Genomic DNA, 17,975 nt, shown 5'->3' with positions numbered 1-17,975 from the left:
TGGTAGTCTACCCGGCGAAGCGGTGTATACTTTTTACGAACCCGTCAAATCGCCCTTTCGATCATTCCCCGCAAAAATTCTGGCGGTATGGGGCCAAAATTGAAACAAGGGTCTCCCTTCTTACAATAAACCTGGAGGATTTATGCCGAAATTCATCCTTGCCATCGATCAGGGAACGACCAGTACACGCTGCATGGTATTCGATCACAGCGCCAATATCATTACCGCCGATCAAAAAGAGCACCAACAGATCTACCCCAAAGCCGGTTGGGTGGAACATGATGCGCTCGAGATCTGGCAGAACACACGCGAAGTGATCGCAAACGCTTTGAACAAAGCCGATCTTACGCTCCAGGATATCGCGGCGGTCGGGATCACCAACCAACGCGAAACGACTGTGGTCTGGAATCGATTTACTGGCCAACCTTACGCAAACGCCATTGTCTGGCAGGATACGCGCACAGACGTATTCTGCAATCAACTGGCGGCAGATGGCGGTCAGGACCGGTTGCGCGAGAAGACCGGGTTGCCGTTGGCGACCTATTTTTCTGGCCCCAAGATACGCTGGCTTCTGGACAACATTCCCGGCTTACGAGAAGCCGCTGAAAAGGGCGAAGCCATCTTCGGCAATATCGACACCTGGCTGATCTGGAATTTGACCGGTGGACCGCGCGGCGGCATCCATGTCACCGATGTCAGCAACGCTTCGCGCACCCTCTTAATGGATCTTCAAACCTTGCAATGGGACGCCGAAATCTTGAATTTGATGGGCATTCCCCGCCAGATGCTGCCCAGGATCAGCGCGTCCTCGAAAATCTACGGCTATGCGGTCCAAACACTGGAGGGCATCCCGGTCGCCGGTGATCTGGGCGATCAGCAGGCGGCCATCTTCGGGCAGGCCTGTTACGAACCGGGCGAAGCCAAGAACACCTACGGCACCGGTTGTTTCATGTTGATGAATACCGGCCCGACGCCGGTGCCCAGTAAAAGCGGTTTGCTGACCACATTGGGGTATAAGATTGGTTATGATCCGGCTGTGTATTGTCTGGAAGGCTCGATCGCCATTGCCGGCGCGCTGGTTCAATGGCTGCGCGACAATTTTAAAATGATCGAAAAATCCGCCGAGATCGAATTTCTGGCGCGCAGCGTCGAGGACAATGGAGGTATCTATTTTGTGCCGGCCTTTTCGGGCCTGTTTGCGCCTTACTGGCGCAGCGACGCGCGCGGCGTCATCGTCGGCATGACGCGCTATATCAACCGCGGTCATCTCGCCCGGGCCGCGTTGGAAGCCACCGCCTACCAGACGCGCGAAGTACTCGATGCCATGGAGAAAGATTCTGGGGTCCGGTTGAAATCGCTCAAGGTGGACGGCGGCATGGTGGCCAACGAACTGCTGATGCAATTCCAGGCGGATATTCTGAATGTCCCGGTTGTACGCCCGCGCATCACCGAAACGACCGCACTCGGCGCGGCTTATGCCGCCGGGCTGGCGGTCGGTTTCTGGTCGGATTTTGCCGAACTGCGTAACAACTGGGGCCAGGACCGCACCTGGATGCCGGCGATGGAAGAAGAACAGCGCTCCAGACTCTTTGCCGGATGGAAGAAAGCCGTCACACGAACCCTGAACTGGGTCGAATAACCTTATCTTTTTAGGAAATAAGCCTGTGCCCAATCAATCCATGAATTCAAAACCCAGAGCCGCGATCATCGGCGGCGGCTTCACCGGCTGCGCGCTCGCGCTTGATCTTCAAATGCGCGGTTGTGCAGTCGATGTGTATGAACGCGGCGATATCGCTTCCGGAACATCCGGACGCACGCACGGCTTGCTGCACAGCGGCGGGCGTTATTGCGTCGAAGATGTGGAAGCCGGCCGGGAGTGCATCCAGGAAAACCGCATCCTACGCAGGATCGCAAAACAGTGCATCGAATTCAACGGCGGCCTGTTCATCGCCCTGACCGATTCGGACGTTGCCTACGGCGACCGGTTTGCCCTCGGCGCCGCGGACTGCGGCATCGAAGTCGAAGAACTGACATCCGTTCAGGCGCTCAAACTGGAACCCAATCTCAACCCGACGCTGTTGAAAGCCTTCACCGTACCGGATGGTTCTTTCGATCCACTGCGCCTGGCGTTGGCGTTCGCGGCAACAGCCCGCCGATACGGCGCGGTTTTTCACCCATATTGTGAGATCACTCATCTGGTCCGCCGGGAGGATGGCCAGGTCACCGGATTGGAATTCTTGAACCGCCATGAAGATCGGGCCTACCCGGTTCAGGCAGATATTATCATCAACGCAACCGGCGCCTGGGCGGGAGATATCACAGCCATGGCGCAGGTCGATGTGCCGGTCCGCCCCACGCCGGGTGTCATGGTGGCCTATAACCAGCGATTGGTGCAGCGCGTCATCAACCGCCTGTGCATTCCGGACGACGGTGATATTCTCGTTCCGCAGCGCCGCATGGTGCTGATCGGTACGACCTCTTTCGAACACGGGGATGTCAATTACATCCCCGTCTATGAGGAACAAATCGAATTGATGCACAAACGTGCGGCGGAACTGGTTCCAGCCGTGGCTCAGGCGCGCATGCGCGGCGCCTGGATGTCGGCCCGTCCGTTGATTGCCGCGCAGGGCGACGCACGCAGCCTGTCGCGCACCTTCGAGTGCATCGATCACGCCGATCAAGGCGCGCCCGGCCTGATCACCATTACCGGCGGCAAGGCGACCACCTGCCGCCTGATGGCTGAAAAAACGGCCGATCTGGTGTGCGAGAAATTGGGCATTTCAGCGAAGTGCCAGACCCGTGACCTCGAGTTGGTCTCTTACCGGCAGTATTATCAAGGATCCAGGAGTGAATCGTGAGCGATACTCAATGGCGCGTCACGTTTGAAGTATTCCGGCAAAAGTCTGGTCAGCCGGTTCATTATGACGATTTCCCCATGGATGTGAATCCAGACGAATATGTTCTGGACGTCATCGAGCGCATCTGGGCGTTCAACGACCGCAGTCTGACCTTCCGGCATGCCTGCCATCATTCGACCTGCGGCGCGTGCGGCATGCGCGTCAACGGTGTGGAAAAGCTCACCTGCATCACCCTGTTGCGCGAGGTGACTCGCGATGGCGGGAAAGTGCGCATCGAACCGCTGCGGAACTTCCCTGTCCTCAGCGATCTGGTGGTCGATATGAGCGACTTCTACCTGCGACTGGACGAAACGAATTTCTCCCAGGTGGCGCCGCTCGAGGATGCCTGCCTGCCCTTCGAAAAAAAGCAGCAGGTCCGTCCAGACGGAAGCTTCGAACGGCTGGTGGATTGCCTGGAATGCGGCATGTGTATCAGCGCCTGCCCGATCGCGCTGACGACACCGGAATATCTGGGACCCGGCGTCCTGGCGGCCGCGCAGCATGCTTACCTTCAGACCGCCGATCCGGGACTGCTGTCTTTGGTCGACAGCCAGGATGGCGTCTGGCGCTGCCACAGCGCTTATGAATGCACGGCTGTCTGTCCATCCAACGTCGATCCCGGCTGGCGAATCATGGATATGCGCAAGAACGTCCTGCGCTACCGGATCCAGAAATTCTTTACGCGTTGAGGATTCTCATGATGAAAAACGAATCCAATTCAGAAAATCTTATTCGCTGGTTCGATCCGCGCAGCCGCAAGGTGGGAACCTGGGCGTTTATTCTCAATCGCATCACCGCCCTGGGGCTGACGCTTTACCTGTTCATGCACCTGATCGTCCTGGGCAATCTGGCGCGTGGTCCCGAAGCGTATGATAGTTTCATTGCCTTCGCCAAGAATCCGGTCTTCATCTTTGGCGAAATGCTCGTCATCGCCGCCGGCCTCATTCACGGCCTGAACGGAATTCGCATCGCGCTGAACAGTTTTGGCGTCGGCGTCCGTTACCAGAAACAATTATTCCTGGGACTCATGCTCGTCGCTGTCGCCGGCATCGCCGTCTTTGCCCGGAGCATGGTCTTTGGTGGCCATTAGGAGGCCCAAGTCATGATTTCATCCAACGGAAAATCGCAGGAAGGCGCCTGGCTCTGGCTGCTGAAGATCGTCGCGGGACTGGTGATCATCCTCGTTTTGGGAATACACTTCTGGGTCAATCACCTACTCGCGCCCAACGGTTTGCTGAATTACACTGATGTGCTGGCCTATTACCAGAATCCAATCATTCCCGCCATGGAGATTGTTTTTCTGGTGTTCGTCGTTGCACATGCTTTGCTGGGGATCCGCAGCATCCTGCTCGACTTGAACCCGTCCTGGCAGGTGCTGCGCTGGATCAATGTCCTCTTGTTGATCATCGGCGTCGCGGCAATTGCCTATGGGACCTGGTTGGTACTCTTCATCGCCGCAAAAGGTGCTTGACGCAGGTCGAAAAGACGCTTAAAATTACGGTTCGTGTTCATTCCTGGAAACAGGAACATATTCTACAGAGCGAGGGTAACCCCAACGGGTGAGAGGCGCTCGAAGGAAAAATAAAAATGCAAAAAGTAGTCATTTCTGCAACCCGCCGCACCGTGACGGGGAAAAAAGTCGGTGTTCTGCGCCGCGAAGGTAAACTACCGGGTGTGATCTACGGTCACCACGTGGAACCCATCTCCATTCTCATGGATTCCCGCGAAGCGACCCACATCCTGTCCACGATCACGGGTTCCAGTCTGGTCACGATCGATGTCGAAGGTAAAGAATATCCGACGCTGGTTCGTGAAAAGCAACGCGATTACGTCAAGAATGCCTTGATCCACATCGACTTTTTGGCCGTTTCACTGACCGAAAAGATTCGCGCCGCCGTCGGCACCGAACTCACCGGCCTGGCCCCGGCGATCAAGGACTTCAATGCCAACATTGTGCACAACCTGAATGTGCTGGAAGTCGAATGCTTCCCGCAGGATTTACCCGAACAGTTCGTGATCGATGTCTCCAGCCTGGCCTCCATCGGTGACGCAATTTACGTTCGCGATGTCGTCGCTCCTGACAAGGTCGAAATCCTGACCCCCGGCGATGAAATCGTGGCTGTGGCTACCGCGACCAAGGAAGAAGCAGTCGTCGAAGAAGCTGTCGAAGCCGCCGCTGCCGAACCTGAAGTTATCGAACGCGGCAAGAAGGAAGAAGAAGGCGAAGAAGCTGCTGCGTAAAGATTACCCAGCGCGACATAAAACAGGAGCAGGCAATCACCTGCTCCTGTTTTTATTATCGAACGATTTCCAGAAATTCGAGCGTCATTGCGGCGGTGATCCCCCACAGGAGTTCACCATCATAATCTTCGAAAAAATCCACCATCCCCCGAATACCGCCCGGGCGCACAAAGTCCCGGCGGGTATGATTTTCAGGCTTTGCCAGCCAGCGCAACGGAATGGTGAATACCCGGCTGACTTCGCTGACCTGCATTCGAACGGCGAATGGCCACGGGATGACGCCCACGACCGGCGTGACAAAATAATGTGTAACCGTCGTTCTGGCAGCCATCTGTCCGAGCACACGAATGGAGGATTCCGGCAGGCCGATTTCTTCGCGGGTTTCACGCAGAGCAGCAGCGATTGCATCCGCATCCTCGGTCTCGATCGCCCCACCCGGAAAGGCCACCTGGCCTTTATGATCCTGCACTTCCACGGACCGCCGGATGAACAACAAATGCCATTCGCCCCCCTCGCGCAGCAGCGGGACCAATACCGCCGCCTGACGGTCCGGGCCTCGCGGGCGGGCAGAATGAACGCTGGACATGCCCGCCAGACGCATCTGCACTCTGGAGTCAAAATATGGATCGAGAAAAATTGCTCCGTCAGAATCCATATTCGTAGGCTGAATTACTCCTCCAGATCCGGGCTGGCTTCCGAATCGTCCGAATTCTCGTCGCGTTCTTCCAGGCCCAACAGCCCAATTTCGCGCAGCAAATCGGGCGATGTTTGGGTCTCATCCTCAATGATCGGCCGCCCGAAGACCAGGTAGCCCGTGTGCGCCACCATGCGATCCACGGGCCGGAAATGCAGCGGCTCCGGCTTATAGAAACGCAAAATGGTCTCCACGACATCGATAAATGCAAACCGGTTCAGCCGCAGCTCTGTCAGCAGGCGAATCACCTGATTCGTGGTCGGAACGATCGAACCAAAAAAACCGCCCGGTTTCAGAGCAGCCCGCACCTGCGGGATATATTCATGCGGATACTGCACGTCCAGAAAGAATGCATCCATGCCGGTTTCATCGAAACCTTCGCGGATATCGCGCAGTTTGAGGGTCACGCGATCGTCCAGGCCGAGCTGTTCCAGGTTGCGTCTGGCCCGCGTCTGCATGTCCGGCCGGATCTCATAGGACGTGACATGCCCTTCCTTGCCAACCGCGAACGAAAACGCGGTGGTCATCGAACCCGAACCGGTGCCAGCTTCCATTACGTGCTGGCCGGGACCAATTCCCATGGTCACCAGGATATAACCGATATCCTTGGGGTAAAGGATTTGGGAGCTGCGCGGCAGTTCGCGGATGACATCCCCCAGCGCCGGCTGCAGGAGGAAGAAGGGGCTGCCGTTGTGGCTGAAGATCTGGCTTCCCCAGGGTTTGCCGATCAGATCATCATGTTTGATCACGCCGCGGTGGGTTTGAAAGACAGCGCCAGCTTTGAGACTCAATAAAAAGCTCTTATGTCTCAAGCCCACCAGTTGTACCAGATCGCCCTCCTGGGCGTTCGTGCCGTGTAAGGTCCAGGTCAATCGAGGCTCCGTTAGGGTTGCAAAGTCTTCTTGAAAAATTCAGTGATTTCAGTGTAGCAGCGCACGCGGTTTTCATATTTCAAAACGTCGTGGCCTTCGTTCTCGAACATCAGATAGTCGACCTGCTTGCCGATCGAGCGTAGATATTCGACCAGATCGTGCGATTCGCGCTCGACCACCCGCGGGTCGTTCTTCCCCTGAATAACCAAAAGCGGGCAGGTGATCTGTTCGATGTGCGTCCTGGGGGAACGTTCCTTCAGGAAATCGGCATCCGTGACCGGGTCGCCCAAAGCAATGCGGAAATACGGTTTCCAGGTCTCCGGGATGCGTTCCGAGAAAGTGATCAGGTCGAACGGGCCGAACATATCCACGGCGCCCTTCCACAATTCGGGATGGCGCGCTGCCAGCGTCAAAGTCATGTAGCCGCCGTAAGAACGCCCGACCACACCCGCGCGGTGGACATCCACACGTTTATCCTTTTCAAGGATCTTCATGGCTTCGACGTGATCCAGCCGGTCATACCCGCCCCAGTCATGATCGACCTGTTTCGTGTAACGCATCCCGTATCCCGTGCTGCCGCGCACGTTCGGAACAAAAACAGCAAAGCCATTCAGGGTGAGGTACTGGATCAACGGCATCGAGAACCAGGCAAAATCGGGGCGTTCCTGGCCTTGCGGCCCCCCATGGACGTAATACACCAGCGGCCGCGAGCCCGTGAAGCCCAATTCCTTGGCCGGCAGGTACAGACGCGCAGAAATTCGCGTGCCGTCGTAAGAGGTATACGAAGCGTCTTCGCCGTCCGAAAGGAGGTCCTGTGGGATGCCGAGGACTTTTTCACGGGTATGGCGAATTATCAGGTTGCGCTCCTGGCCTTCGATGGAATAGATCTGCGTAGGAGAGGTGGCCGAGGAGAATGAAAGAATAAACCGGTCGCCAGGCTTGTCGTAATAAAAGGATTCGAGCATGCCATTCGCCAGTGTGCCCTCGCCCACCAGCACATGCTTCACATCGAATTCTTTACGTTCGGCATCGTATTCGGCTTCGTACAGCCAGGATACGCCATCGATGTTGTAATCCAGGGCAAAACGCGCGCCTTCCAGGCCATAGATTCCGGTCATCTCGCCGACGCCGCTGTGCTTCAATCCGTTGACTTCCACCGGATGGAGATCCTGGGTTGCATTCAGGTCAAGCTCGGCAGGTGAATAAGTGTCTTTGAAGAATGAGGTCAGGCACAGGGCGGATTTTTCATCCGACGTGAAATTCATGCTCGAGAAACCGTACAGGGGAACCTGTTCGCCCTCGGCGCGATCGAGAATCGGTTTACCCATCAAGACCCGGTTGGTCTTGCCCCGTTCCCACAGGAACAACACCGAATCGCCAAAAGTATAGCCTTCCATCAGCAATACGCGGCGGTGATCGGCGGTGTGTCCGTTCGGGTAAGTGCCCCACGGCGTTTCAGCCAGTTTGACGAGCTCACCCGTCGACAGGTTGCCCTGATAAGTTGTGATCGCTTCGGACGCGCGAGATTCGGCGATCAGGTAAACGATCTTGTTTTCGGCATCGCATTCTCCCAGGTGAACCCGGGTCCCTTCGAAAAAACCTTCGAAGGCCGGCTCCGGGAAACCGCCATCCAGTGGGATGATCATGGGCTGGTAATTCTCATCACCGTCGCGGTCGATCATGACCAGGATTTTGCCCGAATCCGGGAAAACAAAATAGGGCTCTCCGCCGATCAAATGGGGATTCTGCAGAGCAATTTGAGGAGGAAGCAGAGGTTCAGGAACGCTTCCGCCATGATCCATCGCATACAGGCTCAGGTGGCCGGACAGATTGGAGATGAAGAAGATTCGGTTCCCAACCAGCTTGGGAGAGATAAAAAGGCGCGCCGATAGCAGCGATTCAATCCGGTACATGCGAACTCCTTTTGCTATTGCTTTTCGATTTTGACCAGACTCAACCAATAGCCAACCGCCAAAACGATCACGGCCGTCAAGATTGCCATGCCAAGGTTCAAGGGGCCAACCGCAGCAAAATTCCAGTTCAACTGGGATGCCAGCAGATGTCCTGCCCAGAAACCCAACCAGCTCAATGCCACGTAAAGGATCAACCGTTTCAGGCTGCCCCCGCGCCAGAGGTGAAAAAGCGCGCCGATCAATGTCGAAACCAACACTCCGAATAAGAATGCTTGCGGCGTCATATCCCCTCCTCAGGATCGAATGATTCCTCCACCGAGAACATCATCTCCATCGTAGAACACGGCCTGTTGTCCGGCGGTAATGTCGCGCAGTGGGCTCTCGAAATCCACCGTTGCACAGCCGTCATCGCTTGCATGTAATATACCCCAGGCGAAGTCTGCGCGATAGCGAATTTTGACCTGAACTCGTAAATCATTCGTCGGTGGATCAACTGAGATCCAATTCACTGGTCCGGTTCGCAAAGTGGACTGCCCCAGGTCACTCTGATACCCCACAATCAAAGCGTTCCGAATCAGATCTTTTTCAAGGACGAACAGGGGTTCAGGTGCGGCAATGCCCAATCCCTTGCGCTGCCCGATGGTGTAATTCGCCAATCCCTGGTGTTGGCCAAGCACGTTCCCCGAACGGGTAACGATCTCACCCGGTTTCGAAGCCGTGGGCGCGTATTTTGAGAGGAATTCGCGATAATCGCCGCCCGCCAGGAAACACAAATCCTGAGAATCCGCGCGTTCGGCGACCGGTAATCCAAATTCATGCGCCAGTTCGCGCACCTTTGTCTTTTCCAGGCCGCCCAACGGGAACAGCGAATGCTGGAGCTGTTCCTGATCGAGAACGCTCAACACATAAGATTGATCTTTCTTCGGGTCGAGCCCGCGTAACAGGTGGACTTTACCGGTTTGGTCGCGTTCGGTGCGCGCATAATGCCCGGTTGCGAGGAAATCTGCGCCCATCGCCAGCGCCTGGTTGAGCATAAACCCCCAGCGAATCTGGCGGTTGCAGACCAGGCACGGGTTCGGCGTCACGCCGTCGGCATACCGCTCGATGAAAGATTCGACCACCAAATTCCAAAATCGTTCCTGCACATCCAGGGCGTAAAACGGGATGCCGAGGATGGCCGCCACGCGCCGGGCCTGAGCCATCGAATCCGGTGTGCAGCAGCGATTGCTTTCTTCGAGCCCGGGTTGACTCCACAGGCGCAGCATCACACCGGTCACTTTGTATCCCTGTGAAACCAGGAGCGCCGCCGCTACCGAACTGTCGACGCCGCCGCTCATGCCGATTACAACAGAAGGCCTGTCGCTCATCTCAAACCGCCGATAATTTGCGCAGTTGATCGACGATGCCTGGCAAAACCGCCATGAGCTGGTCGATATGCTCCGGTGTGGTCCCATGGCCCAGCGTTACCCGCAGCGAGCCCTTGTTCCACGCCGGCATGACCCCGATGGCCTCGAGGACTTCGGATGGCTTGGGATTGCCAACCTTGCAGGCCGAGCCCGACGAACAGGCAAAGCCAGCCGCATCCAGCATCATCAACAATTGGTTTCCATCCACGCCTTTGAAAACAAATGAGGCGTGATTTGGAAGGCGATTTTGAGGATGGCCGGTCAATCGCGCATCCGGAATTTCCTTCACCACCCGCTCGATCAGGTGATCGCGCATGCCGGAGAGTATTCCGGACCGCTCTTCGATCCCGGTTTGGGCGATTTCAAGCGCCCTGGCCAGGCCAACGATATAGGGTACATTTTGCGTCCCGGCTCGCAGGTGAAATTCCTGGCCGCCGCCGGTCTGCGCCGGGATGATCTCGACCCCACGCCGGATGTAAAGCGCGCCGACGCCTTTCGGGCCGTAGAATTTGTGCGCGCCTATGGACATCAGGTCGATGTTGTCCAATTGCACATTCATGGGCAGGTGGGCGGCGGCCTGAACGGCGTCGGTGTGGAATAAAACGCCGGCTTCCCGGCATACCTCGCCAATCTGGGCAACTGGATTGATCGTTCCGATTTCATTGTTGGCATAAATCACGGATACCAAAGCCGTGGTGGGCCGAAGGCTGGCTTTCACATCCTGCGGATCGACGCGGCCATATGGATCCACCGGCAGCGTCTCGACATCGAAACCGTAGTACGCCTCCAACTGCTGCACGGTGTGCAAAACGGCGTGATGTTCCACCGGGCTGATCAGAATATGATAAGCGCCGCGCGACCGGCGCTGGCCCATGGCGGCGCCGCGCAATGCCAGGTTGTCGCTCTCCGTGCCGCAACCGGTAAACAGGATTTCTTCGGAGCGTGCTCCCAACAGGCTGGCTACTTTTCGCCGGGCCTCTTCCAAAGCCGCGTCCGCGAGCTGGCCGGGTCCGTGAACCGAGGATGGGTTACCAAAATACTCGCTAAAGTAAGGCAGCATCGCATCCAACACCCTCGAGTCCACGGGGGTTGTGGCTGCATAATCCAGATAAATCTTCGAGTTAATATCCGACATAACTGCTCCCAATTAATCAAGGAAGGTTTATGATTATAGCATGATGTTACGCAGGCTAAAAACTTTCGTGTAAGACAATCACCTGCTATAATTACAAAGATCGTTCATTATCTCTCACATATCATTGGGGAAAAACTATGGCCCATAAGATTAAGTTCGGTACGGATGGATGGCGCGGTGAAATTGCGGAAGATTACACCTTCGAAAACGTCCGCCGCTGCACACAGGGTTTTGCTTCCTACCTGGTTCATAAAGGCAAACAAGGTCAATGGATCGTCGTCGGTTATGACAAACGTTTCCATTCAGAAAATTTCGCCCGGGCGGTAGCTGAAGTTCTGGTTGGAAATGGTTTTAACGTCTATCTGACCGACGGCGCGACCCCGACCCCGATCATCGCTTTCTCGGTTGTGAATCGCAAGGCGGCCGGCGCCGTCAACATCACCGCATCCCACAACCCGCCCACGGATAACGGGTTCAAGGTTCGGGATGAACACGGCGGAGCCATTCCGCCGGATGGTTTGCAGGAAATCGAGAACCTGATTCCACCTTCGGAAGAACAGGCCAAACGAGCCGTATTTGACGAAGCGCTTTCGGGTGGCAAAGTAGTCATCTTCGATCCGGCTCCGGCTTACATCGAACACCTCAAGGATTTGATCGACTTGCAGCCCATCAAGGACGCCGGGCTGAATATCGTGGTGGATGCGATGTGGGGAAACGGCGCGGGGTGGTTCACCCGCCTGTTGGAAGGTGGGAAAACCCGCATTACCGAAATCCACGACACCCGCAATCCCATTTTCCCTGAGATGAAACGGCCCGAGCCCATCCCGCCGAACATCAACGTTGGTCTCGAAACCACCGTCAAATTGGGCGCAGACGTTCTCCTTGTCACCGACGGAGACGCCGACCGGCTCGGCCTTGGCGACGAAAAGGGCAATTTCATCAACCAATTGCAGGTTTATGCGCTCCTGGCGCTTTATTTACTCGAGGTTCGCAAGCAACGCGGCGCCATCGTCAAAACCCTTTCCACCACCAGCATGCTGGAAAAATTGGGCAAGCTATACAACGTCCCCGTTTATGAAACCGGCGTAGGGTTCAAATACGTCGCGCCCAAGATGTTGGAGACCGATGCCATGATTGGCGGCGAGGAATCCGGCGGATACGCGTTCCGGGGCAACGTTCCAGAGCGCGACGGCATTCTGGCCGGTCTGTATATGCTGGATATGATGGTCCGCTTGCAGAAAAAACCGTCTGAGTTGATCGATCTGTTGTTTTCAAAAATCGGACCGCATTATTACGACCGGATCGACCGCTCGTTCTCAGGCGACCGCGCCAGTCGCGAACAGAGCATCCTCGACGCCAAGCCCGAGAAAATCGGCGGGTTGAAGGTCACCGGCCTGAACACCCTGGATGGATACAAATTCTTGCTCGAGGACGGCGGATGGCTGCTCATCCGCTTCTCGGGCACCGAACCGATCATGCGCGTCTATTGCGAGACCACGCATAAGGAAGCAGTGCCGTCCATTCTGCAAGACGGTTTGAAGATTGCGGGATTATCCTGATTGGTAGGACTGAGCGACACGCACTGTCATCTGAACCTTAAAACAGCATTTCAGGAAGATTTCGATGCGGTTCTATCGCGCGCCTGGGAAGCTGGTCTGGATCGCATTTTAGTTCCAGGTATCGAACTGGAATCCAGCAGGTTGGCGGTTCAATTGGCTGAAAGCGATGAGCGAATTTTCGCAGCCGTGGGGGTGCATCCCAATGACGCGACGTCATGGGACGCCTCCACGCTGCACGAAATCAGCCTTCTCGCCCATCATCCAAAGGTCGTCGCCGTTGGCGAGATCGGGTTGGATTACTATCGCGACCATGCGCCTCGTGAATTGCAGATCGAAATCCTGAAACAACAGCTCGACCTGGCTGCCAGTTTACAACTGCCAGTCATTGTGCACAATCGCGACTCGATGCAAGATCTATGGCCAATCCTGGCGGAATGGCATCAAGGGCTTGTTCAGTCGGGAAATCCCTTGCAGGCTCGTCCGGGTGTGTTACACGCCTTCGGAGAAGACCTGCCAACCGCATCCATGTTGGTCGATCAATCTTTTCTACTTGGAATCGGTGGACCGTTGACCTTCAAGAATGCGCTAGATCGTCAAACTGTTGTAAGCGGGCTCCCCTTATCGTCCATCCTGCTCGAAACGGACTCGCCTTTTCTGGCGCCACAGCCCCACCGCGGTCGGCGGAATGAACCGGCGTATGTCGCTCTGGTGGCGGAAAAGATTGCATCCCTCAAAAATTTAACGGTTTCGCAGGTCGTGGAAATCACATCCAGCAACGCCAACCGCTTATTCGAATGGAGACATCATTCTTGAACACCTCCGAACTTTTTTTCGCACCCGTAACGGAGGATATCCGTGCAATTGAAGCGCTGATCCTATCGCAAGCGAATGGTTATCAGGCGGATCTGAAGGCTGCTCTGGAGCATTTACTTTCCTCCGGAGGAAAACGCATTCGTCCGACGCTGACCCTTATCATCGGTCGCATGCTGGGTGCGGAGAAACGACATCTTTTAACCATGGCGGCGGCCATCGAGCTCCTGCACACCGCCACCCTGGTCCATGACGATCTGATCGACGGGTCTTTACTTCGGCGCGGTATTCCGACTTTGAACGCGCAATGGTCGCCCGGCGCAACCGTCCTGACCGGGGATTTCCTTTTCGCCAAGGCCGCCAGTCTGGCCGCCAGGACCGAATCCATTCCGGTCATCCAGCTATTTTCCGAGACTTTATCCATCATCGTCAACGGCGAAATATCCCAGATGTTCGACAACCGCTGCCGGATCAATCGCGATGAATATTACAAGCGCATCTATGCCAAAACCGCATCGCTGTTCGAAACCTCCGCAGCGTCGGCTGCCATGCTCAGCCCGGTCGATGAAAATGTAATCCATCAATTGGCTCAATTTGGCTATAACATTGGCATGGCGTTTCAGATTCTCGACGACATCCTCGATTTCACGGCCGACCAGGCTACGATTGGTAAACCCGTCGGCGGCGATTTACGGCAAGGGTTGGTCACGCTCCCCACGATTCTGTACGCCGAACATCACCCGGGCGATGCGGCCATTGAAATGCTGGTCAAAGGCGAATGCGTCCAAAAGGAGAACCAACTGAACGGCTTGATCCAGGCCATCCAATCCAGCGAAGCCCCTCGATTGGCATTGGCCGAGGCGAAAAGCTTTGTCGCCCGTGGAATCGAATCCATCCGTACTCAACCCGATTCGATCGAGCGAAATCAACTCATCGAATTAGCGGAATATATCGTGGATAGAAAGCTGTGATTGGTTTGGATCGTTAAAACAAAAATGCCGTTTTCACGGCATTCGTGTGCGCTGGGGGGGACTTGAACCCCCACGCCTTGCGGCACATGGCCCTCAACCATGCCTGTCTGCCAATTCCAGCACCAGCGCAGAAGTAGCGTTATTATATCGTGCATCCCCCAACTGTCAAGGAAAGACGAACCCTCAAACCTTTACCAAACCAAAACTTCATCGTGTGATTCTTAGGAGAGACAAATGACTTTAATTCTCGATGCCATGGGAAGCGACCGTTATCCCGATCCAGAAATTCAAGCTGCAATCGAAACCGCCCGATTGTTTTCTGAAGATGTCCTGTTGGTGGGTAATGAAACCTTGCTGGCGCCGAAACTCAAGACCGCCGATCCAGCGAATCGACGCGTTCGCATCGTAGACGCGCCGGACATTCTGGAAATGCATGAAAAACCGGTCGAAGCCGCCAAGCGCAAACCGCGCAACTCCATGGCCGTCGGGCTGGAACTGATCAAAACCGGTGAAGGTCAGGCGTTTGTCTCTGCCGGCAATACCGGCGGCGTCATGTTCAATGCCCTGCGCACTCTGGGTCGCATCAAGGGCGTGCAACGCCCCGCCCTGACAGCGATGTTTCCGACCCGCGTCGGGCATTGCGTCATTCTGGACATTGGAGCGAACGCGGATTGCCGTCCGGATTTCCTGGTCGAGTTTGCCATCATGGGCAGTGTTTATGCCGAAAAAGTGCTGGGGAAGAGCTCTCCGCGGGTAGGCTTGCTTTCCAACGGCGAAGAAGCTGGCAAGGGCAACCAGCTTGTCAAGGATGCCTATCATTTGCTTGAAAATGTCGGTCTGAACTTCATCGGCAATGTCGAGGCAAAAGAAGTCTTCGCCGGCGAGGCCGATGTGGTTGTGACGGACGGTTTCACCGGTAATGTCTTGCTCAAATCCAGTGAAGCAGTCGGGAAATTGATCACCGACGTGCTCAAAGAAGAAATGAGCGGCTCGATCATCCGCATGGCAGGCGCATTGATGGTCAAACCGGCTTTCCTGCGCGTCAAAAAGATGATGGATCCGCGCGAAGTTGGCGCCGTTCCCCTGCTGGGTATCGACGGGCTGGTTTTCGTCGGTCACGGGCGCTCGGATGCGCACGCGCTCGTTTCGGCAATGAAAGTCGCCCATCAGGCGGTCGATATTCACCTGCTGGACGCCATCCAAACGGCTATTCAAGATCGGCTGACTCAAACGGAAGCCGATTCCACCCATTAATCAAGAAGGTCTCTCGATGAAAATTGCTTCAAATACCAAATTAATCAACCGTAATCAAAAGATCGCCCGTTACACCACCTTTGCAGCCCTGGCGATCCTGGGCGTGGGCCTGTACATTTCTTTCACAGCGCCGGAAGCTTTTTCCTGGTCGCTGGGAGCCCTCGTCGTCGGTTTCTTGCTTTCACAGGTTGGCATGACTTATTCCAATAAATTTGGCAAGTCGCCCCGGCCGGATGAAGCCCTGACCGCATCCCTGAAAGGGTTGGAAGAAAAATACACGCTGTACCATTACAACAGCCCCGTCAACCATTTACTGGTCGGACCGGCGGGCGTGTGGGTCCTGATGCCGTATTTTCAGGGTGGAGCGGTCTCTTACAATCCAAAGAAGAATCGCTGGACGCAAAAAGGCGGGAACTTTTTCCTGAAGCTCTTTGGCCAGGAAAGCCTGGGGCGGCCGGACCTCGAAGTTCAGTACAACACCGGTGAAATCAAGAAATTTTTGGAAAAACAACTCCCCGAAGCAGAAATTCCGGAGATCAAAGCGGCCCTGGTCTTCTTCAACAAATCCGCGGTTCTGAATGTGGAAGACGCCCCGGTACCCGCTTTGCCAGGCGAAAAAGTCAAAGATTTCTTCCGAAAACAGGCCAAGGAATCCTCCTTGTCTCCGGAAGTGGTCACACTGATCCAAAAGATTCTCCCCCCCGGCGAATAACTTATACCGTAAAGAGAGGTGTCTGACTGACGTATCGGGCAGACACTTCTCCACCTGACAACAGGGGTCGGCACAATCCTTTCACAGAGAAAGGCGGCCGACCCCTGTTGTGGGTATTAATTCCTAATGTTATTTCTTTTCAGACGGTCCACTTTTGGGTTTTATTTTTCGACCGGCCGTCCGAAAATGCGCAGGCCTGCGAAATGGCGCGGATTGAGTCTTCTTCAAGCTCTCGATTTCCTTGAGGGTCAGATAACGCCATTCATTGGGTTTCAGGCTGCCAAGTAAAAGCGTCCCGATGCGAATACGAATGATTCGCGAAACCGGCAGCCCGATCCGTGATCCCATCTCACGAATCTGACGTTTTCGCCCTTCGTGCAGCACAATGCGCAGCCACGTGCCTTTACCGGCTTCACCTTCCACCGCCACCTGAGCCGGCGCTGTCCGGTAACCATCTTCAAGCACGATTCCCCGGCGCAGGGCAGCCAGTTGTTCGGCGTCCGGTTTTCCCACCACCTGAACGCGATATTCCTTCTCATGCCCATAACGCGGGTGGGTCAACCGGTTGGCCAGTTCACCATCGTTTGTCAGAAGGATCAGGCCCTCGCTGTCAAGGTCGAGCCTGCCGACCGCGAAGAGATGGGCCGGTACGCCGACCAGATCCAAGACCGTTGGACGCGGGTCTTTTGGATCCACATCCGATAACACGCCGCGTGGTTTATTCAAGGCAATGTAAATCTGGCGTTCCATTTTGGGAATCGCCTGCCGGTCGACGGTGATGACATCCTTTTCCGGATCGGCCTTGGTTCCCAAAATAGCAACGATATCATTTACACGCACCCGCCCTGCGGAAATCAATTCCTCACAGGACCGGCGGGAGCCAAAACCTGCTCGCGCTAAAATCTTCTGCAACCGTTCTTCAGTCATTCAAATTAGTCCTTCAATAGGCGATTCTCGTCCGTGATTATAGCCTCTTCGACCTCGAAAGGCGGCAGTTGACTGATCGATTTCAATCCAAAATGCTGCAGGAAAGCCGATGTTGTACCGTACAAAATAGGTCTGCCGGGACCATCTGCTCGACCCACTTCCTGAATTAAGCCCTTGCTTAAAAGCGATTTCATAACCCCATCGCTGTTGACACCGCGAATGGAATCTACTCCCGGGCGGGTCACCGGTTGGCGGTATGCAATGATCGCCAGGGTTTCGAGTCCGGCCCGGCTCAGGCGCTGGTTGGCTTCCAATCCCAGGAACCGCTCCACCAACATCCCGATCATCGGATGGGTGGTCAGTTGGATTCGACCTTCGTGGCGCTGCAAAGCCAGGCCGCGTCGAGCATATAGGTCGTCCAATGCGTGGATGCCCTGCTCGACCTCGTTGGTGGAGCATTCCAGGGCTTCCGCAAGTTGATTGACGCTAACCGGCACCGAAGCAACGAACAAAAGTGCTTCGATGCGCGCTTCGAGGGAGAGTTCTGTCTGGGTTTCAGGAAGGTCACTCATGCTATAATAGAC

The 17,975-nt window shown here is 55.6% G+C and carries 19 protein-coding genes and 1 tRNA gene; 11 read left to right on the top strand and 9 right to left on the bottom strand.

Features of this window, described 5'->3' with window-relative positions:
- Window positions 1-142: 142 nt before the first annotated feature.
- From glpK to LARV_RS12190, 6 genes are all read left to right on the top strand, one after another.
- Entirely contained in the window at window positions 143-1,639 is a 1,497-nt protein-coding gene (glpK, locus tag LARV_RS12215) for a glycerol kinase GlpK (protein WP_075073898.1), read from the top strand.
- Between the two features lie 25 nt (window positions 1,640-1,664).
- On the top strand, window positions 1,665-2,858 hold the full coding sequence (locus LARV_RS12210; RefSeq protein WP_152031785.1) for an FAD-dependent oxidoreductase: 1,194 nt from the start codon (window positions 1,665-1,667) through the stop codon (window positions 2,856-2,858).
- Window positions 2,855-3,586, top strand: coding sequence for a succinate dehydrogenase/fumarate reductase iron-sulfur subunit (locus LARV_RS12205; protein WP_075073896.1), 732 nt, complete (start codon window positions 2,855-2,857; stop codon window positions 3,584-3,586). Before LARV_RS12210 ends, LARV_RS12205 begins: the two co-directional genes overlap by 4 nt.
- An 11-nt stretch (window positions 3,587-3,597) precedes the next feature.
- Window positions 3,598-3,987: a succinate dehydrogenase, cytochrome b556 subunit gene (locus LARV_RS12200; protein ID WP_075073895.1), complete on the top strand. Its 390-nt coding sequence runs from the start codon at window positions 3,598-3,600 to the stop codon at window positions 3,985-3,987.
- Window positions 3,988-3,999: 12 nt separating this feature from the next.
- Window positions 4,000-4,368, top strand: coding sequence for a hypothetical protein (locus tag LARV_RS12195; RefSeq protein ID WP_075073894.1), 369 nt, complete (start codon window positions 4,000-4,002; stop codon window positions 4,366-4,368).
- A gap of 116 nt (window positions 4,369-4,484) precedes the next feature.
- Window positions 4,485-5,138, top strand: coding sequence for a 50S ribosomal protein L25 (locus LARV_RS12190; protein ID WP_075073893.1), 654 nt, complete (start codon window positions 4,485-4,487; stop codon window positions 5,136-5,138).
- A gap of 55 nt (window positions 5,139-5,193) precedes the next feature.
- Here the strand turns inward: LARV_RS12190 and LARV_RS12185 are convergent, their stop codons facing one another.
- The 6 genes from LARV_RS12185 to LARV_RS12160 form a co-directional block, all read right to left on the bottom strand.
- Complete coding sequence (locus LARV_RS12185; RefSeq protein ID WP_236709965.1) at window positions 5,194-5,724, bottom strand: CoA pyrophosphatase; 531 nt, start codon at window positions 5,722-5,724, stop codon at window positions 5,194-5,196.
- An 83-nt stretch (window positions 5,725-5,807) separates the two neighbouring features.
- Complete coding sequence (locus LARV_RS12180) at window positions 5,808-6,704, bottom strand: tRNA (adenine-N1)-methyltransferase (protein WP_075073891.1); 897 nt, start codon at window positions 6,702-6,704, stop codon at window positions 5,808-5,810.
- A gap of 11 nt (window positions 6,705-6,715) precedes the next feature.
- A complete protein-coding gene (locus LARV_RS12175) occupies window positions 6,716-8,617 on the bottom strand; it encodes a S9 family peptidase (RefSeq protein WP_075073890.1) in 1,902 nt (633 codons plus the stop codon).
- A gap of 14 nt (window positions 8,618-8,631) precedes the next feature.
- The gene (locus LARV_RS12170) at window positions 8,632-8,901 is read right to left on the bottom strand and encodes a hypothetical protein (RefSeq protein WP_075073889.1); all 270 of its coding nucleotides are present in this window, start codon (window positions 8,899-8,901) and stop codon (window positions 8,632-8,634) included.
- Window positions 8,902-8,910: 9 nt separating this feature from the next.
- Window positions 8,911-9,984, bottom strand: a complete 1,074-nt coding sequence (mnmA, locus tag LARV_RS12165) for a tRNA 2-thiouridine(34) synthase MnmA (RefSeq protein ID WP_075073888.1) — start codon at window positions 9,982-9,984, stop codon at window positions 8,911-8,913.
- Between the two features lies 1 nt (window position 9,985).
- The gene (locus LARV_RS12160) at window positions 9,986-11,158 is read right to left on the bottom strand and encodes a cysteine desulfurase family protein (protein WP_075073887.1); all 1,173 of its coding nucleotides are present in this window, start codon (window positions 11,156-11,158) and stop codon (window positions 9,986-9,988) included.
- 137 nt (window positions 11,159-11,295) lie between these two features.
- On the opposite strand from LARV_RS12160, the gene LARV_RS12155 reads away from it, so the two are divergent.
- From LARV_RS12155 to LARV_RS12145, 3 genes are read left to right on the top strand one after another with little or no spacing between them, the layout of a single operon-like run.
- The gene (locus tag LARV_RS12155) at window positions 11,296-12,717 is read left to right on the top strand and encodes a phosphoglucomutase/phosphomannomutase family protein (protein ID WP_075073886.1); all 1,422 of its coding nucleotides are present in this window, start codon (window positions 11,296-11,298) and stop codon (window positions 12,715-12,717) included.
- Complete coding sequence (locus tag LARV_RS12150; RefSeq protein ID WP_075073885.1) at window positions 12,718-13,530, top strand: TatD family hydrolase; 813 nt, start codon at window positions 12,718-12,720, stop codon at window positions 13,528-13,530.
- Window positions 13,527-14,498 carry a polyprenyl synthetase family protein gene (locus LARV_RS12145; RefSeq protein WP_172797859.1) on the top strand — a complete coding sequence of 324 codons (972 nt, stop codon included), beginning with the start codon at window positions 13,527-13,529 and terminating at the stop codon, window positions 14,496-14,498. Before LARV_RS12150 ends, LARV_RS12145 begins: the two co-directional genes overlap by 4 nt.
- A gap of 47 nt (window positions 14,499-14,545) precedes the next feature.
- Here LARV_RS12145 and LARV_RS12140 read toward each other — a convergent pair.
- Window positions 14,546-14,627 (bottom strand) — tRNA-Leu (locus tag LARV_RS12140).
- 105 nt (window positions 14,628-14,732) lie between these two features.
- Here LARV_RS12140 and plsX point away from each other — a divergent pair.
- The gene (gene plsX, locus LARV_RS12135; protein WP_075073883.1) at window positions 14,733-15,752 is read left to right on the top strand and encodes a phosphate acyltransferase PlsX; all 1,020 of its coding nucleotides are present in this window, start codon (window positions 14,733-14,735) and stop codon (window positions 15,750-15,752) included.
- Between the two features lie 16 nt (window positions 15,753-15,768).
- The gene (locus LARV_RS12130; protein WP_075073882.1) at window positions 15,769-16,464 is read left to right on the top strand and encodes a hypothetical protein; all 696 of its coding nucleotides are present in this window, start codon (window positions 15,769-15,771) and stop codon (window positions 16,462-16,464) included.
- 129 nt (window positions 16,465-16,593) lie between these two features.
- Here LARV_RS12130 and LARV_RS12125 read toward each other — a convergent pair whose 3' ends face one another.
- Window positions 16,594-17,391 (bottom strand): pseudouridine synthase, encoded by a 798-nt coding sequence (locus LARV_RS12125; protein ID WP_075073881.1) that lies wholly within the window; start codon window positions 17,389-17,391, stop codon window positions 16,594-16,596.
- Between the two features lie 5 nt (window positions 17,392-17,396).
- Entirely contained in the window at window positions 17,397-17,963 is a 567-nt protein-coding gene (gene scpB, locus LARV_RS12120) for an SMC-Scp complex subunit ScpB (RefSeq protein WP_075073880.1), read from the bottom strand.
- Window positions 17,964-17,975 lie beyond the last annotated feature (12 nt).

It is taken from the genome of Longilinea arvoryzae (assembly GCF_001050235.1).
GTDB classification, from domain to species: Bacteria; Chloroflexota; Anaerolineae; order Anaerolineales; family Anaerolineaceae; genus Longilinea; species Longilinea arvoryzae.
This window is presented reverse-complemented; position numbering and strand designations above follow the sequence as displayed.

Coding starts and splice junctions, on each gene's coding strand:
- glpK (WP_075073898.1), top strand. CDS start 143: ATGCCGAAATTCATCCTTGCCATCGATCAGGGAACGACCAGTACACGC.
- LARV_RS12200 (WP_075073895.1), top strand. CDS start 3,598: ATGAAAAACGAATCCAATTCAGAAAATCTTATTCGCTGGTTCGATCCG.
- LARV_RS12195 (WP_075073894.1), top strand. CDS start 4,000: ATGATTTCATCCAACGGAAAATCGCAGGAAGGCGCCTGGCTCTGGCTG.
- LARV_RS12190 (WP_075073893.1), top strand. CDS start 4,485: ATGCAAAAAGTAGTCATTTCTGCAACCCGCCGCACCGTGACGGGGAAA.
- LARV_RS12185 (WP_236709965.1), bottom strand. CDS start 5,724: ATGTCCAGCGTTCATTCTGCCCGCCCGCGAGGCCCGGACCGTCAGGCG.
- LARV_RS12175 (WP_075073890.1), bottom strand. CDS start 8,617: ATGTACCGGATTGAATCGCTGCTATCGGCGCGCCTTTTTATCTCTCCC.
- LARV_RS12170 (WP_075073889.1), bottom strand. CDS start 8,901: ATGACGCCGCAAGCATTCTTATTCGGAGTGTTGGTTTCGACATTGATC.
- mnmA (WP_075073888.1), bottom strand. CDS start 9,984: ATGAGCGACAGGCCTTCTGTTGTAATCGGCATGAGCGGCGGCGTCGAC.
- LARV_RS12160 (WP_075073887.1), bottom strand. CDS start 11,158: ATGTCGGATATTAACTCGAAGATTTATCTGGATTATGCAGCCACAACC.
- LARV_RS12155 (WP_075073886.1), top strand. CDS start 11,296: ATGGCCCATAAGATTAAGTTCGGTACGGATGGATGGCGCGGTGAAATT.
- plsX (WP_075073883.1), top strand. CDS start 14,733: ATGACTTTAATTCTCGATGCCATGGGAAGCGACCGTTATCCCGATCCA.
- LARV_RS12130 (WP_075073882.1), top strand. CDS start 15,769: ATGAAAATTGCTTCAAATACCAAATTAATCAACCGTAATCAAAAGATC.
- LARV_RS12125 (WP_075073881.1), bottom strand. CDS start 17,391: ATGACTGAAGAACGGTTGCAGAAGATTTTAGCGCGAGCAGGTTTTGGC.
- scpB (WP_075073880.1), bottom strand. CDS start 17,963: ATGAGTGACCTTCCTGAAACCCAGACAGAACTCTCCCTCGAAGCGCGC.